This window comes from Rhodobacter sp. P1_C2, from assembly GCF_056406375.1.
In genome coordinates, this window is sequence record NZ_JBFUAG010000007.1 from 153,684 (window position 1) to 176,167 (window position 22,484).

The window sequence follows — 22,484 nt, forward strand, 5'->3', positions numbered from 1 at the left end:
AGACCTGCCTAACGCAGGCAGGTCTGCAGTTGATCGTGGTACATGGCGGCGCGCAGGCCGACGCGCTGTGCGACGCTGACCAGCCAGGACTTGGCCTTGTAGCTCTGATTGGCAAAGCCGTTGCGCCCCTCGTGATAGGCGAGGTACTGGCTTTCGGCATCGGTCTTGGACAGGCCCAGCTTCTGCGTCGTCCCGTCGATATACCAGCCCATGAAATCGGTCGCATCGCGGATGTTGTCGCGGCGCGCGCCCATCCGGTGCTGTTCCTTGCGGTAATCGTCCCAGGTGCTGTCCAGGGCCTGCGCATAGCCATAGGCCGAGCTTTGCCGCCCCAGCGGGATCACCCCCAGCGCATATTGATGCGGGGTGCGGGCATTGCCGATGAACTTCGATTCCTGATGCAGGATCGCCATCTGCACCGAAATGGGCACACCCCATTTCCGCTGCGTGACCTTCATGGCCGCAAGATATTGCGGACGTTGGTGAATGACAGAACAGGCGTCATCCAAATGGCGCGGCGCCGAAAAGTTGCCGCCTCCACAGGAGGCGAGAAACAGCAACAGGATCGACGCACGGAGAGTTCTGCTCATTGGCCCCTCATGCGTTCGTATTATTTTTTTCAACGATACGGGAAAAGCGCCGCATATCCAATGGGGAAGCTTCATGGGCAGGGGCGAAATCCACGGGATTTCTCCTGTGTTGCGGGCAGGAAACCGCCGACTGTAGGGACAAAGGGCACAGTTTGTTTCCCTCTGTGTCAGGCAGATTGGTGGACAGCGACGCCCCGCAGGATTAGTAAAATCAGATTGGGGGTACGACATGATGCTGAGAACGGCCGCGAAATATCACATCGGTCAGGTGCTGCGTCATCGCAAGCACCCGTTCCGTGGCGTGGTGTTCGACGTGGACGCGATGTTTTCCAACACCGAAGAATGGTATGAAAACATTCCCGAAGAGGCGCGTCCTTCGAAAAACCAGCCCTTCTACCACCTTCTGGCAGAGAACGACCAAAGCTACTATGTGGCCTATGTCTCTGAACAGAACCTCGTCCCGGACGAGACCGGCGAACCGGTGAGCCACCCGGACCTGCCCGATCTGTTCGGCGATTTCACCGACGGGCGCTATCCGCTGCAGTTCCAGCTGAACTGAGGACGGGCGGGGCCGCGCTTACCGATAGGTAACTTCTTCCCGTTATCCTGCCTGCAGGTAGCAGGAAGGAATGCGCGATGAACCTCACAACGGAACATATGGGCGAGATCATCGTGATCCGCGTGATGGATGACCGGATCGACGCCGCAAGCGCCATCAAGTTCAAGGAATTGATGCGCGAAATCGTCGCGACTCCCAGCTCGCGGGTGGTGCTCGACATGTCCAATGTCGGCTTTCTGGACAGTTCCGGCCTTGGCGCCGTGGTCGCCGTGATGAAGGCGCTGGGGCCGATCCGCCGGCTGGAACTTTCCGGCCTGACCCCCACCGTCGAAAAGGTGTTCCGCCTGACAAGGATGGATTCGGTCTTCATCATCCACAAATCCCTGCCCGAAGGCCTGCGGCATGCAGGCTGAGACCGCCCCAGGGGGCGGGATCCTGTCCTTCATCCCCCCTGATCGCGTCCACCTGGTCTTGCCCGCCACGGCGCTTGGCGTGCGCCAGGCGCTCTGCGACCTCATGGCCTGCGCCCTGGTCCGGGATTGCAGCCGCGACGACATGGGCACCGCCCAGCTTGTGGTGGCAGAGGCGCTGAACAATGTCGTCGAACATGCCTATGCCTGTTACGCCGGCATGATCGAGGTCGACATCCGGCGCCGGCGCGATCAGCTTCTGGTCCATATCGCGGACCGCGGGCTGCCGATGCCCGATGCCACGCCGCCGCTGGGCACCCCGCCCGAACTCGGCGCCTTTGACGACCTGCCGGAGGGGGGATTCGGCTGGTTCCTGATTCGCAACCTCGTCGAGGACTTGGCCTATCGCCGCGAGGGGGACCGCAACCTTCTGAGCTTTCGTGTGAAATTGGACAATGCGGCCTGAAGGGGCAGATTGTTTCCAATGCGAAAAATCTGACACGGAAACGCCCTGATCTACACCCATTTTCGCCGGACCCGCGCAGCAGTCTGACCCTGTAGCTGCATAAAGCTTCCCTCGGCGTTGCGAGCCATTGCCCCCACCCAGTTCGGGACGCCGAGGCACCTCCCCCCTTTCACTTTGATCAAATGCGCCCTAGGCTGACCCAAAAGAGGTGAGCCATGCGCGATTTTCAATTTCCCGGACGTTCCGCCGTTTATGCCGCCAACGGCATCTGCGCGACTTCGCATCCGCTGGCGGCGCAGGCCGCGATCGAGGTCTTGAAATCGGGCGGCAATGCCGTGGATGCCGCCATCGCGGGCGCGGTCCTGCTGGGCATCTGCGAGCCGCAGATGACCGGGATCGGTGGCGACTGTTTCGTGCTCTTGAAACCTGCCGGTGAAGAACGTGTCCTGACCCTGAACGGGTCGGGCCGCGCCCCCGCCGCCGCCACCGCCGCCGCGCTGCGCGCCCAGGGCCACAAGGTCGTGCCGGTCCGCGGGGTCGAGGCCGTGACCCTGCCCGGCGCGATGGACGCCTTCTGCACCCTCTCCGCCGACTGGGGCCGGCTTGGTCTGGCCGACAGTCTGGCCCCCGCGATCCGCTATGCCGAAGAGGGCGTGCCCGTCGCCCCGCGCGTGGCCTTCGACTGGGTCGAGGACGGCCCCTTCCTGCAAGGCAGCGCCCGCGACTTCTACCTGCCGGGCGGCACGACACCCAAGACCGGCGCCATCTTCAAGGCCCCGGCCCAGGCCGAAGTGCTGCGCCGGATGGCCTCGCAGGGCCGCGCTGGGTTCTATGAGGGCGAGGTGGCCGAAGACCTCATCTCCTCGCTCAGGGCGATGGGCGGGCTGCACACGCTTGACGACCTCGCCGCGACCAAGGCCACCTGGGGCGCGCCCGTCGCGGGCACCTATGGCGACATGACCCTCCTGGAGCATCCGCCGAACGGCCAGGGCGCCACGGCGATCCTGATGCTCAACATCCTGAAACACTTCGATCTTGCGTCGATGGACCCCTTCGGCACCCAGCGCGCCCATATCGAGGCCGAGGCCTCGAAACTCGCCTATGACGCCCGCAACCGCTTCATCGCCGAACACAGCCCGCGCATCGATTACATGCTGTCGCCCGAGACGGCGGCCAAGCTCGCCGCCCTGATCGACCCCAAGCGCGCCGCCCCCACCCCGCATCCGATGGCCGAGGCGGTCCACCGCGACACGATCTATATCACCGTGGTCGACCGCGACCGGATGGCGGTGTCGCTGATCTATTCGATCTACTTCGGCTTCGGCGCGGGCCTCGGCTCGGACAAGTTCGGCATCCTCTACCAGAACCGCGGCGCGGGCTTCACCCTGACCGAGGGCCACCCGAACGAGCTTGCCGGCGGCAAACGCCCGATGCACACGATCATCCCCGCGATGCTGAAGCGCAACGACCGGGTCATCATGCCCTTCGGCGTGATGGGCGGCGCCTACCAGCCCGCCGGCCATGCGCGCTTTGTCTCCAACATGGTCGATTTCGGCATGGATGGGCAGGAGGCCGTCGACGGCCCGCGCAGCTTCTCTTGGGTGGAGGGGATGCAGGTCGAACGCGGCTATTCCGACAAGGTCCGCGCCGAACTGGCGCAGATGGGCCATGAGGTGTCGATCCCGCGCGATCCCCTGGGCGGCGCGCAGAACATCCTGCTGGACGACAGCGGCATCCTGATCGGGGCGTCCGACCCGCGCAAGGATGGCTGCGCCCTGGGCTATTGAGGGGACCCAAGATGAACCGCGCCGAGATCTCCGCCAGCATCCTCGCCCTGACCGAGGGCGAGACCGATGCCGTGGCCCTGATGGCCACCGTCGCCTGCGAGTTGCACAACCACCACGATTTCGCCGACTGGACCGGGTTTTACCGGGTGGTGGGCCCCGAGCTTCTGAAGATCGGCCCCTATCAGGGCGGCCATGGCTGCCTTGTCATCCCCTTCTCGCGCGGGGTCTGCGGGGCTGCGGCGCGCACCGGTCAGGTGCAGAACGTCCCCGATGTCGAGGCCTTCCCCGGCCATATCGCCTGCGCCGCCTCCACCCGCTCCGAACTGGTCCTGCCGGTCTGGAACGGCAAGGGGGCGCTTCTGGGGGTTCTGGACATCGACAGCGACACGCCCGCCGCCTTCACCGCCGAGGATGAGGCGTGGCTGGTCCCACTTCTCGCGCAAGTGTTTGAAAAGGCTGCGTGATGGAGGGCTCCTGCCTCTGCGGTCAGGTGCGGTTTCGCGCCGATCCGCCGCTGCGGCAGGTGATCGCCTGCCACTGCACGCAATGCCGCAAAGTCTCCGGCCACTTCTGGGCCGCGAGTGCGGTGCCGCTCGACCGCTTCCACCTGACCGAGGATGCGGGCCTGCGCTGGTACCGCTCCTCCAACATGGCCGAGCGCGGATTTTGCGCGGGCTGCGGCGCCAGCCTGTTCTGGAAACCGACGGGCGAGGACCGCATCTCGATCGCGGCCGGCGTCTTGGAGGGGGATACCGGCCTCACCATCGAAAGTGAATGGCATCAAGAGGATGCGGGCGATTACTACACCGCGCCCGCCCCGGCCGAGGCCCTGACGGGAAGCTGCCTCTGCGGCGCCAACCACTTCACGCTCGCCGGCAAAATGGGCGAAGTCACCGCCTGCCATTGCAGCCAGTGCCGCAAGCTGTCCGGCCATTTCGCCGCCTCTTTCGATGCCGAGGAATCGGCCCTGCGCTGGCAATCCCGGTCGATCCGCGAATTTGCCACGCCGGGCGGCGGCCAGCGCGGCTTTTGCCCCGGCTGCGGGTCGAGCCTTTATTTCCGCCTCGGCGAGGATTTCTCGATCGAGGCGGGTTGCATCGCCAACCCGACCGGCGGCCGCCTGACAAGCCATATCTTCACCGCCGACAAGGGCGACTATTACACGATCAGCGACGGCCTTCCGCAAAGCCCCGGCGCCTGATAACAGGCGGCATTCCCGGCTTCGGAGGCGACAATGGCAGAGATCATCCTACTTGACGGCGGCATGGGCCAGGAACTGGTGGCACGTTCGGGCGACGAGCCGACGCCGCTCTGGGCCACCCGCGTGATGATCGACCATCCCGGCCTCGTGCGCGAAATCCATGACGATTACTTCGCCGCCGGCGCTTCGGTCGCCACGACCAACACCTACAACATCCTGCATGACCGGCTGGAGGGGGTGGGTCTGGACGCCCTCTACCACGCCCTGCACCTGCGCGCCCTGATGGAGGCGCATGAGGCCCGCGCCGCCGCCGGGCGCGGCATGATCGCGGGGTCGATGGGGCCGCTGGGGGAAAGCTATCGCCCGGACCTTACCCCCGAAGTGGCTGTTTCCGCACCGCTTTATGCCGAAAAGGCGCGCATCATGGCGCCGCATGTCGATGTGATCCTTTTGGAGACCATGTCCTCGCTCGACCTCGCCCGCGGGGCGCTGCAAGGGGCGCAGGCGGCGGGATTGCCGGTCTGGCTTTCGGTTTCGGTGCATGACCGCGACGGCAGCCGCCTGCGCTCGGGCGAGCCGATTGCCGGTCTGGCCGATCTGATCGCCGAACACCCGACCGCCGCCGTCCTGGCCAATTGCTCGATGCCCGAGGCGATGCTGGATGCCTTGCGCGTGCTTTCCACCATGGGCCTGCCCTTCGGCGCCTATGCCAACGGCTTTTCCGAGATTTCTTCCCTCCCCCTGCCCGAGGGAGGCGGGGCGCCGGACTACACCCACCGCCACGACCTGACGCCCGAGAAATACGCCGATTTCGCAATGACTTGGCTCGATCTCGGCGCCACCATCGTCGGCGGCTGCTGCGAGGTCGGACCCGCCCATATCCGCCACCTTGCATCCCGGCTCAGGGCCGCGGGCCACAGCATCGCATGAAGGATTTCGACTACAACCCGCCGGATGTGCCGCTGTCGATCCTTTACGAGGACCGCGCCATCCTGGTGGTGGACAAGCCCTCGGGCCTTCTGTCGGTGCCCGGCAAGCTCGAGGGCCGCGCCGATTGCCTGGAGACGCGCCTGCGCCGCGCCTATCCGGGCACGCTTCTGGTGCACCGGCTGGATTGTGACACCTCCGGCGTGATGATCTTTGCCCGCAACAAGGCCGCGCAGGGTTTTCTCGGGCAGGAGTTTGAACAGCGCCGGGCGAAAAAGACTTATGTCGCAAGGGTTTCCGGCAACCTCACGTCGGAATCGGGCCGCGTCGATCTGCCCATCGGTGTCGATTGGCCGAACCGTCCGCGCCAGATGGTCGACCCGGTGAACGGCCGCGCCGCGGTGACGGACTGGCAGGTCATCGACCGGTCGGAAGGGGAAACCCGCGTCCGCCTCTCGCCCCTGACCGGGCGGAGCCACCAGCTGCGGGTGCATATGCTGGCGCTTGGCCATCCGATCCTCGGCGATCCCATCTATGCCGAGACACCGGAGGTCCATCCCCGCCTGATGCTGCATGCAGAGACCCTGGCCCTGCATCATCCCGACAGCAAGGACTGGGTCAGCTTCGCCGCCCCCTGCCCGTTCTGACGGGCCGGAAAGGCCCACTCTCTTTTCTGGTCCTTCATGGTTCTGTGCTATGAGGGGGTCACAATCGGGATGCGCCCCGCAGGCGCAAAGGGGAAGAATCGCGCCATGACACCCAAGACCCTGTTCGAGGTCAGATTTCTGCCGCTGACCGGTGCGGCCATCCTGGCCCTCGTCTTCGCCATTCTGGCCATCGCCTACCCGGCAGAGCGGTTCCTGAACGTGCCGCTGGTCATCCTCTGCCTCGCGATCCTGGCCCTTGGCGCGCATGACCTGACCCAGACCCGCCATGCCATCCTGCGCAATTACCCGGTGGCGGCGCATCTGCGCTTCATGCTGGAACATATCCGGCCCGAGATGCGGCAGTATTTCTTCGAAGGCGACAAGGACGGCACCCCCTTCCCGCGCGACAAGCGCGCCATCGTCTATCAACGCGCCAAGAAAGAGCTCGACAAGCGGCCCTTCGGCACCCAGTTCGACGTCTATGAAGAGCAATACGAATGGCTGCACCATTCGATCGCCCCGAAACCCGCCGCCCCGCTGGAGGAGATGCGCGTTCTGGTCGGGCCCGAGACGAAGGCGCCCTATGCCGCCTCGCTTCTGAACATTTCCGCCATGAGTTACGGGGCCTTGTCGGCCAATGCCATTCGCTCGCTCAACAAGGGCGCGCGGAAGGGGGGCTTCTTTCACGACACCGGCGAAGGCGGGGTTTCGCCCTATCACCGCGAGTTCGGCGGCGATCTGGTGTGGGAGCTTGGCTCGGGCTATTTCGGCGCGCGGGCCAAGGACGGCAGCTTCGACCCCGGCCGCTTTGCCGAGGCCGCCGCCGATCCGCAGATCAAGATGGTGGAGCTGAAGCTGAGCCAGGGCGCCAAGCCCGGTCATGGCGGCGTGCTGCCAGCGGCCAAGGTGACGCAAGAGATCTCGCTGATCCGCGGCGTGCCGATGGGCGAGGATTGCGTCTCGCCCGCCAGCCATTCGGCGTTTTCGACCCCTGCGGGATTGCTGCATTTCGTGGCCTCGATGCGCGAGATGTCGGGCGGCAAGCCCGCCGGGTTCAAGCTGTGCATCGGCCACCGGTGGGAGTTCATGGCGATCTGCAAGGCGATGCTTGCGACGGGAATCACCCCTGATTTCATCGTGATAGACGGCAAAGAGGGCGGCACCGGTGCCGCGCCGCTGGAGTTCATGGACCATGTCGGCATGCCGTTGCGCGATGGTCTCAGCTTTGCCCATAACGCGCTGGTCGGCGTGGGTCTGCGCGACAAGATCCGCATCGGCGCCTCGGGCAAGATCACCTCGGCCTTTGACATGGCCAAGATCCTGGCCCTGGGGGCGGATTGGTGCAACGCGGCGCGCGGCTTCATGTTTGCGGTCGGCTGCATCCAGGCGCAGTCCTGCCACACCGGCATGTGTCCGACCGGCGTGACCTCGCAGGACCCGCTGCGCCAGCGGGCGATCGACGTGCCCGACAAGGCCGAGCGGGTGGCGAATTTCCACCGCAACACCCTGCATGCCCTGACCGAACTGGTCGCCGCTGCGGGCCTGTCGCATCCCTGCGAGTTGAAGCCGCACCACCTGATGCGGCGGGCGGCCTCGGATACGGTGATCTCCTTCGCCCAGCAGTATGAATTGCTGATGCCGGGTCAGCTTTTGGCCGACCCCGGCGCCTCGCCGCAGTTCCGCGAGGCCTGGGCGCAGTCCAGCCCGGACACGTTCAGCCTGATCAGCTAAAGCCCGAGCGCCAGCTTGCGCCCCTCGTGGAAGGCATAGGCGGCCAGGCGCGGGGCGGTGCAATCGCCGATCCGGTGCACCTCTTTGCCCGGGAAAGTTTCGGGGAAAGGGTCGAAGGCGCGGTTGGTCGTCGACATGACGAGGGCAGAGGCGGGAAGGGTTTCCTCCTGTCCTGTCAACAGGTTACGCACCGTGACCCCATTACCGTGCCAGCGGCTGAGGCAATGTTCGCTCTTGAACTCCACCCCCAGCTGCGCAAGCCTGCGCCGCGTGGCGCCATCGGCGGCGGTGCGGGCGATTTCCTTGCCGACGAAGGCTTCGGGGGTGACGATGACCACCTTCTTGCCCTGTTCGGCCATGGCCCAGGCGGTGCCGACCCCGCGCCAGTTCGACCCCTCGTCATAGATCACCACCGTATCGCCCAGCCGCGCCTCGCGGCGCATCACCGCCTCGGGCGACCACACGCCACCAAGCTCGATCCCCGGCAGGCTTTCGAGCTGCGGCACCCAGCGTTGAAAGCCGGTCTCGTCGGGCAAGGAGCCGGTGGCGAGGATCACCACCTCGGCCGGATGGGCCGCGATCTCATCGGCGTCAAGATAGGTGTTGAGCCGCAGCGTGACGCCCAGCTTGCTGAACTGGCCCTCGTACCAGTCCATCAGGGCGAGGATCTGCGCCCGGCGCGGCTGCATCCCCGCCAGCCGGAACTGCCCGCCGACCTGCGGCAAAGCCTCAACGATTTCAACGCTATGCCCCCTTTCCGCCGCCGCACGCGCGGCCTCCAACCCTGCGGGACCGGCGCCCACGACCAGAACCGACCGTTTCCGATCGGCGGCCGTGAACCTGTCGCCGCCCCATTCGAACTCTCGCCCCGCCGAGGGGTTGATGAGGCAAGAAATCCAGTAATCCCGGCTGCGCCGCCCCCAGCACATCTGGTTGCAGGAAATGCAGCCGCGAATATCCTCGACCCGGCCCTCCGTCGTCTTGCGCGCCAGATGCGGATCGGCGATCTGCCCCCGCACGATGGAGACAAGATCGGCCTCGCCGCTGGCAATGATGGTCTCCGCATTCTCCGGCGTTCTGATTCCCGCTTCCGAGGTTATGACGGCGTGTTTAACAATTCCTTTCAGCTGCGCGGTCAGCGGGGTGGACAGCTTCTCGCCATGGGTGAAGGGCGGGATGATGCCCTCGAAGTCGAGATAGCTGCCATAGCCGCAGGTCACATAGTCCACATGCCCGGTCGCATCGTGCAAGCCGATGATTTCGCACATTTCTGCATCGGACAGCATCACCGGATAGGCCGGCGAATAGCTGATGGCGAGGCCGATGATGAAATCCTCGCCACAGGTCTTGCGGATGCGCTCGATCAGCGTGCGGGAGAAGCGGGTGCGGTTTTCCAAGGACCCGCCCCAGCGGTCGCTGCGCTTGTTGCTCCACGGCGTCCAGAACTGGTCGAGCAGCGAATGATAGGCAGCCCAGACCTCAACCCCCTGGAATCCCGAAAGTTTCGAGCGGAGCGCCGCAGCGGCATGGGCGTCGAGCAGCTCGTCGATCTCGGTCTCGGTCATGGCGTGCGAGCCGTCGCTGTCGTGATAGCTCGGCAGGCCCGAGGGCGACCAGTGCGGCGCAAAGCTGAGGTCGCTGTCGCCATGCGCGCCGACATGGTATTGCTGCTGCAGGATGACGGCGCCCGCGGCCTTGACGGCTTCGGTGATCTTGCGGAAATGCGGGATCACCTCATCCGAGGAATGCAAATAGTTTCCGCGGGTTAGCACGCCCGTCCGGTGCACCGGCACCGGTTCGGAGACGATCATCCCCGCCCCGCCCAGCGCGCGTTCCAGAAGGTAGCCTTCGACCCTGGGCCCCGGAATGCCCATGTCGGACATGTTGGCGGTATGGGCGCCAAAGACGATGCGGTTGCGCAGGGTATGGCCGCGCAGAGTGAGGGGCGACAGAAGGTGGCGGTGCTGGGTCATCGGAGCCTCATGGGTTTGCCCTATGGGACTGCGAATCGACACATGTGTCAAGTTTTCTGAAGACCCAAAAAAGCCGGGAGGAGCGGTCTTCCCGGCGTCTTCCTTCCGTCTTGCTTATGTCTTCACAAGATTTCGCACAGATCCCGGCAAAGCGCCGCGTTCGGCGCGCCTGCGCACAGGGTCAGCTGGCCCAACCCGTGCTCAGGGCGGCGACCCAATCGGGGAAGGCGGCGGCGCGGGCGATGGCGTCGCGGCGGTCATAGGGGATCAGGCGCTGGGTCACCGACCAGCCCTGCGCCCCCCGGTCGAGGATCGCATAGGCGGCATGGGGCAGCCCGGCGCTGATCGCATAGGGCGCGGGCGCATCGCTGTCGGCAAAACCGGGGCAGCCGACCGAGCCGGGGTTCAGGATCAGCCGGCCATCGGGCAGGGTCACGGCGCGGGCGATATGGGTATGACCGCAAAGCAGGACCTCGGCGGCAATCCCCTCGGCATGGGCGGCGATCTGCGCGAGGGGGGCGCGCTGGAACGTGCCCTGCACCAGTGCCTCGAGCCAGAAGGTGTTGTCGTCCTCTGGCGTGGCGTGGCAGAGGAAGACCTCTTCCACCTGCGCGGTGGGGCGCAGGGTGGAAAGCCAGTCCAGCGCCCTGGCAGGCATATGCGGGGCTGCGGCCGCGTCCCAGTTGTCATGGGTGCGGTCGACCAGCGCCCGGTCATGGTTGCCGCGCACGGTGAGGGCGGCAAGCTCCTCCAGGAGGTCGGCGGTGCGCACCACGTCCAGCGGGCCCGAGAAGCAATCGCCGAGGTTGACGGTCAGATCCGGCGCCTGAAGGCGCAGGTCCGCCATCACCGCGGCCAAGGCATCGGCATTGCCGTGGATGTCGGACAGGACCGCCAGCCTCATGCGCCGCGCCTCATTCGGCGGCCTGCGTCACGTCCCAGCCGGAAATCGCCTTGGATTCAAGGAACTCTTCCAGCCCCCAGATCCCGCCCTCGCGCGCCCGGCCCGAGGCTTTGACCCCGCCGAAGAAGGCCCCTGCCCCGCGCGAGCGGCCATTGGTCTGCACCATCCCCGCCTTCAGCGCCAGGGCCATCCGGTTGCGCTTGGCGCCGTCCCGGGTTTGTACATAATCAGTTAACCCATAGGGCGTATCGTTGGCGAGACGCACTGCCTCCGCCTCGGTATCGAAAGGAATCATGCACAAAACAGGCCCGAAAATCTCCTCACGCTCGATGGTCATGCCGGGTTTGACATCGGCAAAGACGGTCGGCTTCACATAGAAACCACGGTTCTTGTCCTCGGGCAGGCCGGGGCCGCCGGCGACAAGGCGCGCGCCTTCGTCGATGCCCTTCTGGATATAGCCCTGGATCTGATCCCACTGGCGCTTGTTGACCACCGGGCCGATATGGGTGCCGGGCAGATGGGCGCTGTCCACCTTGATCGACGCGGCGACCTCGGCCGCGATGGTCACCGCCCGGTCATAGGCGGGACGCTCGACGAACATCCGTGACGGCGCGTTGCAGGACTGGCCGGAGTTATCCATCATCAGCCGCACGCCGCGTTCGACGGCCATGTCATCGGCATCGGCGAAGATCACGTTGGCGCCCTTGCCGCCAAGCTCCAGCGTCACGCGCTTCAGCGTGTCGGCGGCGGCCTTCGAGATTGCCTTGCCGGCCCGGGTCGAGCCGGTGAAGGAGATCATCTCGACATCGGGATGGGTCGACAACTGGGCGCCGACGCCCATGCCATCGCCGTTGACCAGGTTGAAGACGCCGGGCGGCAGGCCGGCATCGTGGCAGAACTCGGCGAAGATCATCGCGTTGAGGGGGCTTTCCTCGGACGGCTTCAGCACGCAGGTGCAGCCGGCAAGGATGGCCGGGATCGCCTTCAGCGCGATCTGGTTCATCGGCCAGTTCCACGGCGTGATGAGGCCGATCGGCTCCAGCGCGATCATCGTGTCGGGGGCATGGGGCCCAAGCGGGCGGATCCACTCGAGGCTGTCGAAGGCGGTCAGGAAATTGGTCAGGTGCCAGGGCAGGCAGGGCGCCTGCTGGCTGCGCGAATGGTCGATGGGCGAGCCCATCTCTGTCGACATGGCCAGCGCCAGGTCTTCGACGCGTTTTTCGTACTGTTCCAGGATGCGGACCACGGCGGCGCGGCGTTCGGCCGGCGGGGTGGCGGCCCAAAGCGGGAAGGCGGCCTTGGCGGCGGCCACGGCGGCATCGGTATCGGCCTGTGAGCCCAGCGAGATCACGGCGCAAGCCTCCTCGGTCGAGGGGTCGATCACCGGGCAATCGCGCGGGGTGGCGGGGGCAACCCAGGCCCCGTTGATGTAGAACTCGCGGCGGATGATCATGGCAGGCTCCTGTGAAAGACGCCCGATCGTGGCATTCCCGGCAAGGGTCGGCAAGCGTCCCGGCGTCATTTTTGATCAAATTCCGACGATTTTCGACGCGGGGAAGAAAGACCGGGCGGCAGCGCTTTGGCGGAACGCTGGACTTTCTTGAGGCCGGGCCGACGTGGGGGGATGAAATTTCCTCCCGGTTTGGATATGTCCGGGGCATCAGAAGCCAATCATGAGGATGACCATGGGCCTTCGCATCAACGACATTGCTCCGGATTTCACCGCCAATTCGACCGCCGGGGAAATCAGGTTCCACGACTGGCTGGACGGCCATTACGGAATCATCTTCAGCCATCCGCGCGACTTCACCCCGGTCTGCACGACCGAGTTCGGCGCCGTCTCGCAACTGGTGCCCGAGTTCAAGAAGCGCGGCACCAAGGTGCTGGGCGTGTCCGTCGATTCGGTTCAGGACCATGAGAAGTGGAAGCGCGACATCGAGGCTTTCGGCGGTGCTGCGGCGGATTTCCCGATCATCGACGACACCAGCCTGACGGTCGCCAAGGCCTATGACATGCTGCCGGCCGAGTTCTACCTGCCGACCGAAGGCCGCACCCCGGCGCATTCGGCGACGGTGCGGACGGTCTACATCATCGGCAAGGACAAGAAGATCAAGCTGACCATGACCTATCCGATGTCGGTGGGCCGGAATTTCGCAGAAATTCTGCGGTCGCTGGATGCGGTGCAGCTGACCGATGGCGTGCCGCTGGCGACCCCGGCGAACTGGGAAGTGGGTCAGGACGTGATCGTAGCGCTGGCGCTCAACAACGAACAGGCGACGGAGAAATACGGCGCTCTCGACATCAAGCTGCCCTATCTGCGTTTCGCGAAGGCCCCGAAGTAAGGGCGGGATTTTTCGCAGAAAAATCGAAGCGCGCCGGATTGACGTGTTCCGGGCGGGTCAGGGCTGTTGCAGCCCCTCCCGCTCGGGCCCCGACAAAAGCGCATCGGTGACCGACAGGACCAGATCGGTGGCGGCCTCGATGCTCATGGCCTCTCCCGTTGCGCGGCGCAGCCAGAGCCCGTCGATCAGCGCGCCCAGCGACAGGGCGAGCTGGTCGAAGCGCAACGGCGTCACCAGCCCGGCAAAGACCGAGGCGAGATTCGACTTCAGCCTGCGGTAGAACACCCGCTGCAGCCGGGCATAACGCGGATTGGTCGCCGAGGCGGCGCAGACCGACAGCCAGGCATTGGCGATGTTCGGCTCGAACAGACCGGTCGGAAAATTGCCCCGGATGATCGCCTCCAGCCGGGCGCGCCGCGTGGTGGCGGTCTGCAATCCCTTGACCACCTCCTCCATCAACAGCCGGTTGTTCAGCCGCACCATGGCGAAAAGCACATCCTCCTTGCCCTTGAAATAATAGGACAAGATCCCCGGCGACATGCCGGCCTCCTCGCAGATGCGCTTGGTGGTCATGCCGCCCAGCCCATGCTGAATGAAGACGCGGTGCGCGGCCTCGATCAGTTCCTTGCGGCGCAGGTCTTCGATGCGGGTGCGGATGCGGGTCATGGTTTTCTCTAGCAGTCCAATTTTTTGTATGCACGTACAAAAAATTTTATTGACGCACAATCCGCCTGGGCGCAGTCTTGCCGCAATCAACAAAGGGGAGATGGGTGATGCGGAAGGCGTTTGCGGGAGTGGTGATGGCGGCGGTTCTGGCGGGCGGCGCGGCCTTTGCCGATGGTGCGGCGTGCAAGGCGGTGCGGATGTCGGACCTGGGCTGGACGGATATCGGCCTGACCAATGCCACCGCGATGACGGTGCTTTCCGCGCTTGGCTATCAGCCGACGCAGAACCTGCTGGCGCTGGACGTGACCTTCGTCTCGATGCAGCGCGGCGATATCGACATCTTCCAGGGCAACTGGCGGCCGTTTCAGGACGAGCAATACAAGCAGTTCTTCGATGACGGCTCGGTCACAAGGCTGGGGATGAACCTCGAAGGCGCGAAATACACCCTTGCCGTGCCGAAATATGTTTCGGATGCCGGGGTTGCGAGCTTTGACGATCTGGCCGCGCATGGGGCGGAGTTCGGCAAGAAGATCTATGCGATCGAGCCGGGGTCGAACCAGCCGCTGCTGGATATGGTCGCCGCCAACCGGCATGGTCTGGGCGACTGGACGGTGGTCGAAAGCTCGGAAGCCGGGATGCTGGCGCAGGTCGACCGGGCCGAGGCCAAGAAGGAGTGGATCGTCTTCCTCGGCTGGCAGCCGCATCCGATGAATGTGACGCATCAGATGAGCTATCTTTCGGGCGGCGATGTGGAGTTCGGCCCGAACTATGGCGGCGCCACCGTCTATACCATTGCGCGGCGCGGCTATGGCGAGGCCTGCCCGAATGTGGCCAAGCTCTTCGCCCAGATGAAATACGACATCGACTTTGAAAACACCGGGATGCAGATGGTGACCGGCGACGGGAAAGAATTCACCGAGGCCGCCAAGACGATGCTGGCCCAACGGCCGGAATTGCTCGACGCTTGGCTCAAGGATGTGACCACGCTGGACGGCAAGCCCGGCCTGCCCGCCGTCAAGGCCGCCCTGGGCCTGTGATGAAGGCCGCGATCCTTGACGGCTTCGGCCAGCCGCTGCGGCTGGTCGATCTGCCCGTGCCCGTGCCCGGCCCGGACGAAATCCTGATCCGGCTGGAGGCGAGCGGGGTTTGCCACTCGGACGTGCATATCTGGAAGGGCGAGACGCGGCCTGCGACCGCGCCGGACCCGTTCATCCTTGGGCATGAGGGGGTTGGCGTGGTTGAAGCGCTTGGCCCCGGTGTCACCGACTGGCAGATCGGGGAGCGCGCCGGGGCGGCCTGGATCCATGACACCTGCGGGATTTGCGATTTGTGCCTTTCGGGGAACGAGAGTTTCTGTGCCGCGCAACGCGCGCATGGCTTCAACGTGGCCGGGACCTTTGCCGAATATGTCGTGGCCAAGGCCGCCTTTGCCGTGCGGGTGCCGGAAGGTGGGGCTGCGGGCCTGGCCCCCCTGATGTGCGCCGGCCTCACCGCCTTTGGCGCGGTGGAGCGGGCTGGGGTCGCCCATGGCGAGACCTGCGCCATCTTCGGCTGCGGCGGGCTGGGGCTTTACGCGATCCAGATCGCGGCGAGGCGCGGGGCGCGGGTGGTGGCGGTGGACTCGGACCCGGCCAAGCTGGACCTGGCCCGCCGGATGGGCGCGGCAGAGGTGGCTTTGGCCACCCCGGCGCTGGCCGAGGCCTGGCCCGAAGCGTTGCGCGCCCATGCCACGATCAACTTTGCGCCCACGACCCGCAGCTGGCCCGCGATGCAGGCGGCCACCCGCCCCCTCGGGCGGATCGTGGCGGCGGCGATGGTGTCGGAACCGGTGCCGCTCAGCCAGGAATGGCTGACCTGGACCGGGATCACCCTCACCGGCACCAGCGTCGGCAGCCGCAGCCAGATGCGGCAGATGATGCAGGACCACGCGCAGCATCCCTATGAAAGTGCGGTCGTGAAGATCCGGCTTCAGGATGTTTCGGAGGCTTTGGCGGCCCTGGCCGATGGGCGGGCGCGGATGCGCTATTGCGTCGAGTTCTGAAGCAAATCGCTGCGCCGGGGTCTACTTCCCCTCGGCCCGGCGCGCCTTTTTCTGGTCGACCCGGCGCACCACGCGGTAGGTGAGCCAGCCCAGAAGGCCCGACCCCACCGCGAAGGCGGCATAGGACAAGGGCCAGGGAATCCCCTCGGTCACGCGCGAAAACTCTGACATGCCGCCCATGCCGGCCAGGATGTTCATCGGCAGGAAGACGAGGCTCAGCATGGTCAGCTGGGTCACCCGGCGGTTCTGGTTGATGTTGATGAAACCGATGGTCGCATCCATCAGGAAGTTGATCTTGTCGAAGAGAAAGGCCGTGTGGCTGTTCAGGCTTTCGATGTTGCGCAGGACCTGTTTGGCGTCCTGGGTGATGTCCTTGGCCAGAACCCGCGACTGCATCAGGAAGACGATGGCGCGCTGGGTGTCCATGATATTGGCGCGGATGCGGCCGTTGAGGTCCTCCTCCTCGGCGATGTCGGCCAGCACCGAAGCGGCCTCTTCGTCGGTCATCGTCTCGGACAGGACGTGCTTTCCGACGCGGCTCAGGGTCTTGTAGATATCCTCCAGACTGTCGGCGGAATATTCCACGTCCGAGCCGTAGAGGTTCAACAGAAGGTCGAAGCAGTCGCTGGCATAGCCGGGCACCGTCTCGGCCCGGCGGCGTTGCAGGCGGAAGACCGGCAGATCCTCGTTGCGGAGCGAAAACAGGATGTCCTTGTGCAGGATGAAGGCCACCGGGATAGAGCGGCTCTTGCCGCCACGGTCCAGAAGGAAGTTGGAATGCAGGTTCAGCGCGCCGTTTTCATCCAGATGGAAGCGGTTGGAGACCTCGAGATCGGTGGCATCGCCGGGGTCCTGCAGGTCCAGCCCGTAAAACTCGCCGATATAGGCGCGCTGCGCTGCCGAGGCGTTCAGAAGGTCGATCCAGAGCGGCTTCTTGCCCTCCAGATCCTTGCGGGCCTTGATCGGGCTTTGCTTGATCCGCCCGCCGTTCAGTTCAAAGACCGTGACCTTGGTTTCCGCCAGACGCGGGCCTGCGACCTCTTCCAGACGGTCGCGCAGTTCGTCCGACACTTCCCACAGCACATCGGTCGAGCGGCCTGCCGGCACGCGGGGCCACAGCATAGCCGCCTCGTCCTCGGGCAAAGCTTCAAGGATTTCAACGATATCGGCCACGGCCAGCTTGGCCATGAAATTTTCCAGCTCGCCCAGATGCTGGCGTTCGACGACGCTTTCGACCAGGCCCTGATGCGGGGCGCTTTGGCCTTTGACCAGACCCTCGACCAGCTTCTGCTTGCGGAGGAGTTCGCGCACGGCGTCAAGATACATGGCCACTCCGTCCCGGTTTCAGGCATGGTTCAACAGGGCCGGCGCGGTCCTGTCAAGCCGGGACAGAGTCAAAAGAGCGGGCTTTCAGGCCGCCTTGGCCGTCAGGGGCGCAGAGGCCGTGGCAGGCTTGCGGCCATAGCGGGCGATGCCCAGATCGGAGGTGTCGATCTCGGTCGCGCGGCCCGAGACGAGGTCGGCCAGAACCCGGCCCGAGCCTGCCGACATGGTCCAGCCCAGGGTGCCATGCCCGGTGTTCAGCCAGAGGTTGGCATAGGGCGTGGTGCCGATGATCGGCGTGCCATCCGGGGTCATCGGGCGCAGACCGCTCCAGAACAGGGCCTGGGTCTGGTCGCCCGCGCCGCCGAACAGATCCTCGACCGAATGGGTCAGGGTTTCTTGCCGGCGCTTGGACAGCGTGTTGTCGAAGCCCGAGATTTCCGCCATGCCGCCGACGCGGATGCGGTCGCCCAGACGGGTGATCGCGATCTTGTAGGTCTCGTCCATCACGGTTGAGACCGGGGCCTTTTCGGCGTCGATGATCGGCACGGTGATCGAATAGCCCTTCACCGGATAGACCGGCAGCTTCATCCCCAGGGGCTTGGCCAGCGCGGGCGAATAGGACCCCAGCGCCAGCACATAGGCATCCGCCGTAACGCGCCCCGCCGAGGTTTCGACCCCGGTGATCTTGCCGCCCTGGCTTTCCAGCGTCTTGATCGAGACGCCATAGCGGAAGGTCACGCCGGCGGCCGCGCACATCTCGGCCAGGCGGTTGGTGAATTTGAAGCAATCGCCGGTCTCGTCGCCCGGCAGGCGCAACCCGCCCGCGATCTTGTGGAGCGAGGTGGCAAGGCCGGGCTCGGCCGCGACGCATTCGGCGGGGTTCAGCACCTCGAACGGGACGCCATCGGCTTTGAGGACCGCGATGTCCTTGTAGGCGGCATCGACCTGTTTCTGGGTGCGGAAGAGCTGCAGCGTGCCCTGGGTGCGCTCGTCATAAGTGATGCCGGTGGAGGCGCGCAGATCGCGCAGGCAGTCGCGCGAATATTCCGCCAGCCGCACCATCCGGCTCTTGTTGACCGCATAGGCCGCCGAGGTGCAGTTGCCCAGCATCCGGATGATCCAGTCAAGCCGTGCCACGTCGATCTTCGGCTGCAGGATCAGGGGCGCGTGGTGCATGAAGAGCCATTTCATCGCCTTCATCGGGATGCCCGGTGCGGCCCAGGGCGAGGCATAGCCGGGCGAGATTTCGCCGGCATTGGCAAAGGAGGTTTCCAGCGCCGGGCCCGGTTGACGGTCGATCACCGTCACCTCATGGCCGGCCTGCGTCAGATACCAGGCCGAGGTCACGCCGATCACGCCAGCACCCAGAATAACCACGCGCATGAAACTCTCCTGTCTTGGGGTTGGTTGAATATAGGGCAAAGTCGCTGACGCTTCTTTGCGAAGATCGGCGCGGCGAGCGGGAAGTGTTGAAGTTCATCCCGTCCATTCAGGCATTCATCGAAGGATTTCCTGCATGGCTTTCGCTATGCCGGATATTTGTGCGTTTTGAAAACTATGCCCGGCCGCAGCGCGACTCGGGCTAGACTGCGATCATTGCATCAAGAGGAGGACTGAATGAAGCGACTTGCTGCCATGACCGCCCTGCTGATCACCGCTTCTGCGGCGCATGCCCAGGATGTAGGCGGGCAATACCGGGTGAAGGGCACCAATCTGGACGGCACAAGCTATGAGGGCGAGGCGCAGATCACCGCGAGCAGCGATTACACCTGCCATATCGTCTGGACCACCGGCGGCTCGACCTCCTCCGGCATCTGCATGCGCGACAGCAATGCCTTCACCGCGGCCTATCAGCTGGGCGACAAGATCGGTTTGGTGATCTACCTGATCCAGAAGGATGGCACGCTGGACGGCAGCTGGACGGTGGACGGGGTGAACGGTGTCGGAACCGAGGTGCTGACCCCGGAATAGGTCAGTACTGGTCCAGATCGCGGAAATCCGGCTCGACCGCCGGGCGCTGCTGCAGGGCGTCATGTTCCCAGCGCTTCGCCTCGGTCAGGAAGGCATAGACGCCGCCGGTCGCCGCATTGACGAAGCCCGCCCAGCCACAGCGCCAGAGGCCGTTGTGGAAATAGAGCCGCAGGAAATAGAGCGGCGGCGAGAGGAGCATCTTCCAGGGCTGCGCCTTCTTGCCCTGCTCGGCCTTCATCTCGGCCTTGAGGGTGGAGTATTTGTTTTCCTTCAGGATCTGCTCTTTCATCCCGATCGGGCGAAAGTGCAGAAGGCCGCCGTTCGGGGCCTTCTCGACGCGGCCTTGGGTGACGATGCCTTCGTGGACCTTGGCCTTCAGGTCGAACTGCGCCTTGCCGTTGCGGAAGAGGCGGGCGTTGAACCGCTCTTTCGCCTGCGGCAGGGCATAGCCGAACCCGCCGAGATAGGGGTAGCGGGTGACGCGCCAGGCGGTGACATCGGGGTTGGCAATCAGGCGCGGCAGGTCGGCGGCAAGCTTCAGGCTGATCCGCTCGTCACTGTCGACCGACAGGCACCAGGGCTGCTGGCACTGCTCCAGCGCGAATTGCTTCTGCCCGGCATAGCCGCGCCATGTCTCCGACAGGATGCGCAGGGGGAAGCCCTCGGCCTTGAGGCGCTCGAGGATCTCCAGCGTGCGGTCGGTGGAGCCGCTGTCGACCACGACAATCTCGGCACACATGTGCAGGCTGCGGATGCAGGGCTCGATATAGGGCTCTTCGTTCTGGCAGATCACGAAGGCGGAAATCGGAAGCGTCATGCCGCCCCTCCCTGGCCGAGAAGGCTGCCGCGGAAGACGGCCATATAATCGCGGCAGACGGCGTCTTCGGACAGGAAATCATCCAGCCTTTGCCGGGCGTTGACAGCATATTCGCGCGCCTTGGCCGGGTCGTCGCGCAGGCGCACCAGCGCCTCGGCGATCTGGGCGTCGTTGTCGATATCGGCCATCAGCCCATCCACCCCGTCGCGCATGTACCAGCTTGGCCCTTCCGAGCGGGTCGAAACCGAGGGCACGCCCGCAGCCCAGGCCTCGAGCAGCAGGTTGCCCAGGGGTTCGTGGCGCGAGGGCATCAGGAAGACATCCGCCGCGGCGATATGATGGACCGGGTCATCGACCCAGCCGATGAAGCGGACGCGGTCGCTGACGCCAAGGGTCTTGGCCAGGGCGGCGAGGTCGTCGCGCTCGCCCCCGTCGCCGATGAGCCAAAGCCAGGCGCCGGGGATGCGGGCGATGGCGCGCACCGCCATGTCAAGCGCCTTGCGCGGCTGGAAGCGGCCCCCTGCGGCCACGAGGAACACCCCCTCAGGCGTGTCATGCGCGGCGCGGGGGATCGGCTTTGGCGTCACATCGGGGGTGAAATTCGCGATGGTCAGGGCGGGCTTGGTCCAGCCCAGGTCACGGCATTTCTGCGCGATGCCGGGCACATTGCCCACGAGCAGATCGCAATTGCCGAAGTGTTTGAGGTTTTCTGGAAAATCCCCCATCCGCGCCAGTTTCACCACCCCCGGCCAGCGATGCATCAGCCGCGCCGCGCGCGGCATCCAGGCCATGACGGCATCGGGCTGCCACTCCCTCACCCAGCGGTCGGCCTGGAAATGCAGGAGGGCCGACAGCGGCGACAGGCGGCTGAAATTGTTGCGCAGCACCGGGCCGAGGTTGGCGACGTGATGATCCCAACTGCGGTTCGGGCGGATGATGAAGCGCTGCTCCACCCCGCGCCGGTCCAAAGCCTGCGCCAGCTTGACGAAAAACCGCTCGGCCCCGCCCTCCTTGCCGAAGTGGAAATGGATGACTTTGAGGGTTCTGGCGGTCAAATTCGCATCTCCGGCAAGGTTTGGCTGGGGCGGCCCTGCCGCCGCCAGGGCCATCTTCGCGCCTTCATCGCATCTTGCCATGGCAAAGGTCCAGCGTGAAGTCGGCGGCGCTTGCCTAGCGCGCGGGCATCGGCAGGCGGGAGAGGATGGCAAGCCGGCCCAGCTTGCGGCGCGCGGCCGCGATGGCGGGCTTGCGGGCCAGATCGGTGGCGGCGCGCAGGCTGGTGAGCGCGGCGGGGGTCAGTTCGGGGGCCTGCATCGGCGCGCTCAGCGCCGCCCTTTGCGCCTCGGAGGCCTGCCAGTCGCGGCGGGGGAACTGGTAGAAGCGGTAGCGCGGGTCATCCTGCGGCAGCATCCAGACATCGGGCCGCTGCGCCGGGTTGAAGATGCCCAGCATCGGCAGATGGATGGTCTCGGCCCCGGACATCCAGGCCGCAAGCCAGGAAAAGGTGCTGACGCTGATCGCGATATGCCGGGCCAGGCGGATCGCGGTGAAATCTTCAAGGATGCCCCGGCTCGGCACAAACCGCGCGGCGGGGTAGCGGCGGCGCAAGAGGTCCGAATAGTAATCGTCCGACAGCTGACCCAGAAAGACCGGCCTGAGCCCGGTGCTTGCGATCAGCTGGTCGTACCAGCCCAAAGGCACCGGGCCATAGCCGGAATGGGCGGCTTTCAGGATCTCGTCGCCACGGACATTGATCAGAAGCTCATCCGCGCCGGTGGAGGGGGCCTGACCCTCGACCAGGGGGAAGAGGCTGGCAAAGCGGGCGGGCGGGGCGAAAAGGTCGCAGGTCAGCGGCACGTCGCGCAGCTTGGCCCGGGCCAGGGCGCCAGAGCGGAAAAGATCCTCCACCCCCTGCCCCGCGCCCTTGTGCAGATGGAGCGAGGGGGTCAGAAACTCCCACCTCGGCGCGCCGGGGCGGGAGAGGTGCCAGAGCTTCATGTCATAGCCGCGGATCTGCAGGCCCGGGACCCGGTCCTGCAGGCTGGTCGCATAGATCAGCTGCAACATCTGGTTGCCCAGATTGCCGCGCGGCAGAAGGTAAAGATCCGGCATGGCAGCCCCCGCAG

General features: G+C 65.3%; 23 protein-coding genes. 13 read left to right on the top strand and 10 right to left on the bottom strand.

Annotation, left to right across the window (positions count from 1 at the left end; translation table 11 throughout):
• Window positions 1-8: 8 nt before the first annotated feature.
• Window positions 9-590, bottom strand: coding sequence for a transglycosylase SLT domain-containing protein (locus AC1DZT_RS13170; RefSeq protein ID WP_478007097.1), 582 nt, complete (start codon window positions 588-590; stop codon window positions 9-11).
• Window positions 591-822: 232 nt separating this feature from the next.
• On the opposite strand from AC1DZT_RS13170, the gene hspQ reads away from it, so the two are divergent.
• The 9 genes from hspQ to AC1DZT_RS13215 all read left to right on the top strand — a co-directional run bounded on the left by hspQ (window position 823) and on the right by AC1DZT_RS13215 (window position 8,318).
• Window positions 823-1,149 (top strand): heat shock protein HspQ, encoded by a 327-nt coding sequence (gene hspQ / locus AC1DZT_RS13175; RefSeq protein WP_478007406.1) that lies wholly within the window; start codon window positions 823-825, stop codon window positions 1,147-1,149.
• Between the two features lie 77 nt (window positions 1,150-1,226).
• Window positions 1,227-1,562 carry an STAS domain-containing protein gene (locus AC1DZT_RS13180; RefSeq protein ID WP_478007098.1) on the top strand — a complete coding sequence of 112 codons (336 nt, stop codon included), beginning with the start codon at window positions 1,227-1,229 and terminating at the stop codon, window positions 1,560-1,562.
• Window positions 1,552-2,025 carry an ATP-binding protein gene (locus AC1DZT_RS13185; protein WP_478007099.1) on the top strand — a complete coding sequence of 158 codons (474 nt, stop codon included), beginning with the start codon at window positions 1,552-1,554 and terminating at the stop codon, window positions 2,023-2,025. The genes AC1DZT_RS13180 and AC1DZT_RS13185 overlap by 11 nt, the downstream gene beginning before the upstream one ends.
• Window positions 2,026-2,240: 215 nt before the next feature.
• Complete coding sequence (locus AC1DZT_RS13190) at window positions 2,241-3,812, top strand: gamma-glutamyltransferase family protein (RefSeq protein ID WP_478007100.1); 1,572 nt, start codon at window positions 2,241-2,243, stop codon at window positions 3,810-3,812.
• 11 nt (window positions 3,813-3,823) lie between these two features.
• Window positions 3,824-4,276 carry a GAF domain-containing protein gene (locus tag AC1DZT_RS13195; protein WP_478007101.1) on the top strand — a complete coding sequence of 151 codons (453 nt, stop codon included), beginning with the start codon at window positions 3,824-3,826 and terminating at the stop codon, window positions 4,274-4,276.
• A complete protein-coding gene (locus AC1DZT_RS13200; RefSeq protein ID WP_478007102.1) occupies window positions 4,276-5,013 on the top strand; it encodes a GFA family protein in 738 nt (245 codons plus the stop codon). Before AC1DZT_RS13195 ends, AC1DZT_RS13200 begins: the two co-directional genes overlap by 1 nt.
• Window positions 5,014-5,046: 33 nt before the next feature.
• Window positions 5,047-5,943, top strand: a complete 897-nt coding sequence (locus tag AC1DZT_RS13205) for a homocysteine S-methyltransferase family protein (protein WP_478007103.1) — start codon at window positions 5,047-5,049, stop codon at window positions 5,941-5,943.
• On the top strand, window positions 5,940-6,587 hold the full coding sequence (locus AC1DZT_RS13210) for an RluA family pseudouridine synthase (RefSeq protein ID WP_478007104.1): 648 nt from the start codon (window positions 5,940-5,942) through the stop codon (window positions 6,585-6,587). Before AC1DZT_RS13205 ends, AC1DZT_RS13210 begins: the two co-directional genes overlap by 4 nt.
• A gap of 105 nt (window positions 6,588-6,692) precedes the next feature.
• A complete protein-coding gene (locus AC1DZT_RS13215) occupies window positions 6,693-8,318 on the top strand; it encodes an FMN-binding glutamate synthase family protein (protein ID WP_478007105.1) in 1,626 nt (541 codons plus the stop codon).
• On the opposite strand, the gene AC1DZT_RS13220 is transcribed toward AC1DZT_RS13215, so the two are convergent.
• The 3 genes from AC1DZT_RS13220 to AC1DZT_RS13230 form a co-directional block, all read right to left on the bottom strand.
• Window positions 8,315-10,291, bottom strand: coding sequence for an oxidoreductase (locus AC1DZT_RS13220; RefSeq protein ID WP_478007106.1), 1,977 nt, complete (start codon window positions 10,289-10,291; stop codon window positions 8,315-8,317). The two genes, AC1DZT_RS13215 and AC1DZT_RS13220, sit on opposite strands and share 4 nt — an antisense overlap.
• A 181-nt stretch (window positions 10,292-10,472) precedes the next feature.
• Window positions 10,473-11,195, bottom strand: coding sequence for a metallophosphoesterase family protein (locus tag AC1DZT_RS13225; RefSeq protein ID WP_478007107.1), 723 nt, complete (start codon window positions 11,193-11,195; stop codon window positions 10,473-10,475).
• A gap of 10 nt (window positions 11,196-11,205) precedes the next feature.
• Window positions 11,206-12,648: an aldehyde dehydrogenase family protein gene (locus AC1DZT_RS13230; RefSeq protein WP_478007108.1), complete on the bottom strand. Its 1,443-nt coding sequence runs from the start codon at window positions 12,646-12,648 to the stop codon at window positions 11,206-11,208.
• Window positions 12,649-12,880: 232 nt separating this feature from the next.
• Here AC1DZT_RS13230 and AC1DZT_RS13235 point away from each other — a divergent pair, with 232 nt between their 5' ends.
• The gene (locus AC1DZT_RS13235; protein WP_478007407.1) at window positions 12,881-13,537 is read left to right on the top strand and encodes a peroxiredoxin; all 657 of its coding nucleotides are present in this window, start codon (window positions 12,881-12,883) and stop codon (window positions 13,535-13,537) included.
• A gap of 57 nt (window positions 13,538-13,594) precedes the next feature.
• On the opposite strand, the gene betI is transcribed toward AC1DZT_RS13235, so the two are convergent.
• Window positions 13,595-14,203 carry a transcriptional regulator BetI gene (gene betI / locus AC1DZT_RS13240; RefSeq protein WP_478007109.1) on the bottom strand — a complete coding sequence of 203 codons (609 nt, stop codon included), beginning with the start codon at window positions 14,201-14,203 and terminating at the stop codon, window positions 13,595-13,597.
• A 107-nt stretch (window positions 14,204-14,310) separates the two neighbouring features.
• On the opposite strand from betI, the gene choX reads away from it, so the two are divergent.
• Together choX and AC1DZT_RS13250 are read left to right on the top strand one after the other, a co-directional pair.
• Entirely contained in the window at window positions 14,311-15,240 is a 930-nt protein-coding gene (gene choX, locus AC1DZT_RS13245; protein WP_478007110.1) for a choline ABC transporter substrate-binding protein, read from the top strand.
• A complete protein-coding gene (locus AC1DZT_RS13250) occupies window positions 15,240-16,244 on the top strand; it encodes an alcohol dehydrogenase catalytic domain-containing protein (RefSeq protein WP_478007111.1) in 1,005 nt (334 codons plus the stop codon). The genes choX and AC1DZT_RS13250 overlap by 1 nt, the downstream gene beginning before the upstream one ends.
• A 21-nt stretch (window positions 16,245-16,265) precedes the next feature.
• Here AC1DZT_RS13250 and AC1DZT_RS13255 read toward each other — a convergent pair whose 3' ends face one another.
• Entirely contained in the window at window positions 16,266-17,570 is a 1,305-nt protein-coding gene (locus AC1DZT_RS13255; RefSeq protein ID WP_478007112.1) for a CorA family divalent cation transporter, read from the bottom strand.
• Window positions 17,571-17,654: 84 nt separating this feature from the next.
• Window positions 17,655-18,983 carry a D-amino acid dehydrogenase gene (locus AC1DZT_RS13260; protein ID WP_478007408.1) on the bottom strand — a complete coding sequence of 443 codons (1,329 nt, stop codon included), beginning with the start codon at window positions 18,981-18,983 and terminating at the stop codon, window positions 17,655-17,657.
• 204 nt (window positions 18,984-19,187) lie between these two features.
• Between AC1DZT_RS13260 and AC1DZT_RS13265 the strand changes: the two genes are divergently transcribed.
• Window positions 19,188-19,541 carry a hypothetical protein gene (locus AC1DZT_RS13265; protein WP_478007113.1) on the top strand — a complete coding sequence of 118 codons (354 nt, stop codon included), beginning with the start codon at window positions 19,188-19,190 and terminating at the stop codon, window positions 19,539-19,541.
• 1 nt (window position 19,542) lies between these two features.
• On the opposite strand, the gene AC1DZT_RS13270 is transcribed toward AC1DZT_RS13265, so the two are convergent.
• The 3 genes from AC1DZT_RS13270 to AC1DZT_RS13280 all read right to left on the bottom strand — a co-directional run bounded on the left by AC1DZT_RS13270 (window position 19,543) and on the right by AC1DZT_RS13280 (window position 22,470).
• Window positions 19,543-20,358, bottom strand: coding sequence for a glycosyltransferase family 2 protein (locus AC1DZT_RS13270; RefSeq protein WP_478007114.1), 816 nt, complete (start codon window positions 20,356-20,358; stop codon window positions 19,543-19,545).
• Entirely contained in the window at window positions 20,355-21,413 is a 1,059-nt protein-coding gene (locus AC1DZT_RS13275) for a glycosyltransferase (RefSeq protein ID WP_478007115.1), read from the bottom strand. Before AC1DZT_RS13275 ends, AC1DZT_RS13270 begins: the two co-directional genes overlap by 4 nt.
• A 115-nt stretch (window positions 21,414-21,528) precedes the next feature.
• Window positions 21,529-22,470: an O-fucosyltransferase family protein gene (locus AC1DZT_RS13280; RefSeq protein WP_478007116.1), complete on the bottom strand. Its 942-nt coding sequence runs from the start codon at window positions 22,468-22,470 to the stop codon at window positions 21,529-21,531.
• Between the last annotated feature and the right edge of the window lie 14 nt (window positions 22,471-22,484).

What these genes read in the sequence shown, in the direction of transcription:
- AC1DZT_RS13205 (WP_478007103.1), top strand. Translation starts at nt 5,047, where the DNA reads ATGGCAGAGATCATCCTACTTGACGGCGGCATGGGCCAGGAACTGGTG.
- betI (WP_478007109.1), bottom strand. Translation starts at nt 14,203, where the DNA reads ATGACCCGCATCCGCACCCGCATCGAAGACCTGCGCCGCAAGGAACTG.
- AC1DZT_RS13265 (WP_478007113.1), top strand. Translation starts at nt 19,188, where the DNA reads ATGAAGCGACTTGCTGCCATGACCGCCCTGCTGATCACCGCTTCTGCG.
- AC1DZT_RS13220 (WP_478007106.1), bottom strand. Translation starts at nt 10,291, where the DNA reads ATGACCCAGCACCGCCACCTTCTGTCGCCCCTCACTCTGCGCGGCCAT.
- AC1DZT_RS13190 (WP_478007100.1), top strand. Translation starts at nt 2,241, where the DNA reads ATGCGCGATTTTCAATTTCCCGGACGTTCCGCCGTTTATGCCGCCAAC.
- AC1DZT_RS13280 (WP_478007116.1), bottom strand. Translation starts at nt 22,470, where the DNA reads ATGCCGGATCTTTACCTTCTGCCGCGCGGCAATCTGGGCAACCAGATG.
- choX (WP_478007110.1), top strand. Translation starts at nt 14,311, where the DNA reads ATGCGGAAGGCGTTTGCGGGAGTGGTGATGGCGGCGGTTCTGGCGGGC.
- AC1DZT_RS13195 (WP_478007101.1), top strand. Translation starts at nt 3,824, where the DNA reads ATGAACCGCGCCGAGATCTCCGCCAGCATCCTCGCCCTGACCGAGGGC.
- AC1DZT_RS13185 (WP_478007099.1), top strand. Translation starts at nt 1,552, where the DNA reads ATGCAGGCTGAGACCGCCCCAGGGGGCGGGATCCTGTCCTTCATCCCC.
- AC1DZT_RS13200 (WP_478007102.1), top strand. Translation starts at nt 4,276, where the DNA reads ATGGAGGGCTCCTGCCTCTGCGGTCAGGTGCGGTTTCGCGCCGATCCG.
- AC1DZT_RS13170 (WP_478007097.1), bottom strand. Translation starts at nt 590, where the DNA reads ATGAGCAGAACTCTCCGTGCGTCGATCCTGTTGCTGTTTCTCGCCTCC.
- AC1DZT_RS13230 (WP_478007108.1), bottom strand. Translation starts at nt 12,648, where the DNA reads ATGATCATCCGCCGCGAGTTCTACATCAACGGGGCCTGGGTTGCCCCC.
- AC1DZT_RS13210 (WP_478007104.1), top strand. Translation starts at nt 5,940, where the DNA reads ATGAAGGATTTCGACTACAACCCGCCGGATGTGCCGCTGTCGATCCTT.
- AC1DZT_RS13180 (WP_478007098.1), top strand. Translation starts at nt 1,227, where the DNA reads ATGAACCTCACAACGGAACATATGGGCGAGATCATCGTGATCCGCGTG.
- hspQ (WP_478007406.1), top strand. Translation starts at nt 823, where the DNA reads ATGCTGAGAACGGCCGCGAAATATCACATCGGTCAGGTGCTGCGTCAT.
- AC1DZT_RS13250 (WP_478007111.1), top strand. Translation starts at nt 15,240, where the DNA reads ATGAAGGCCGCGATCCTTGACGGCTTCGGCCAGCCGCTGCGGCTGGTC.
- AC1DZT_RS13215 (WP_478007105.1), top strand. Translation starts at nt 6,693, where the DNA reads ATGACACCCAAGACCCTGTTCGAGGTCAGATTTCTGCCGCTGACCGGT.
- AC1DZT_RS13225 (WP_478007107.1), bottom strand. Translation starts at nt 11,195, where the DNA reads ATGAGGCTGGCGGTCCTGTCCGACATCCACGGCAATGCCGATGCCTTG.
- AC1DZT_RS13235 (WP_478007407.1), top strand. Translation starts at nt 12,881, where the DNA reads ATGGGCCTTCGCATCAACGACATTGCTCCGGATTTCACCGCCAATTCG.
- AC1DZT_RS13270 (WP_478007114.1), bottom strand. Translation starts at nt 20,358, where the DNA reads ATGACGCTTCCGATTTCCGCCTTCGTGATCTGCCAGAACGAAGAGCCC.
- AC1DZT_RS13255 (WP_478007112.1), bottom strand. Translation starts at nt 17,570, where the DNA reads ATGTATCTTGACGCCGTGCGCGAACTCCTCCGCAAGCAGAAGCTGGTC.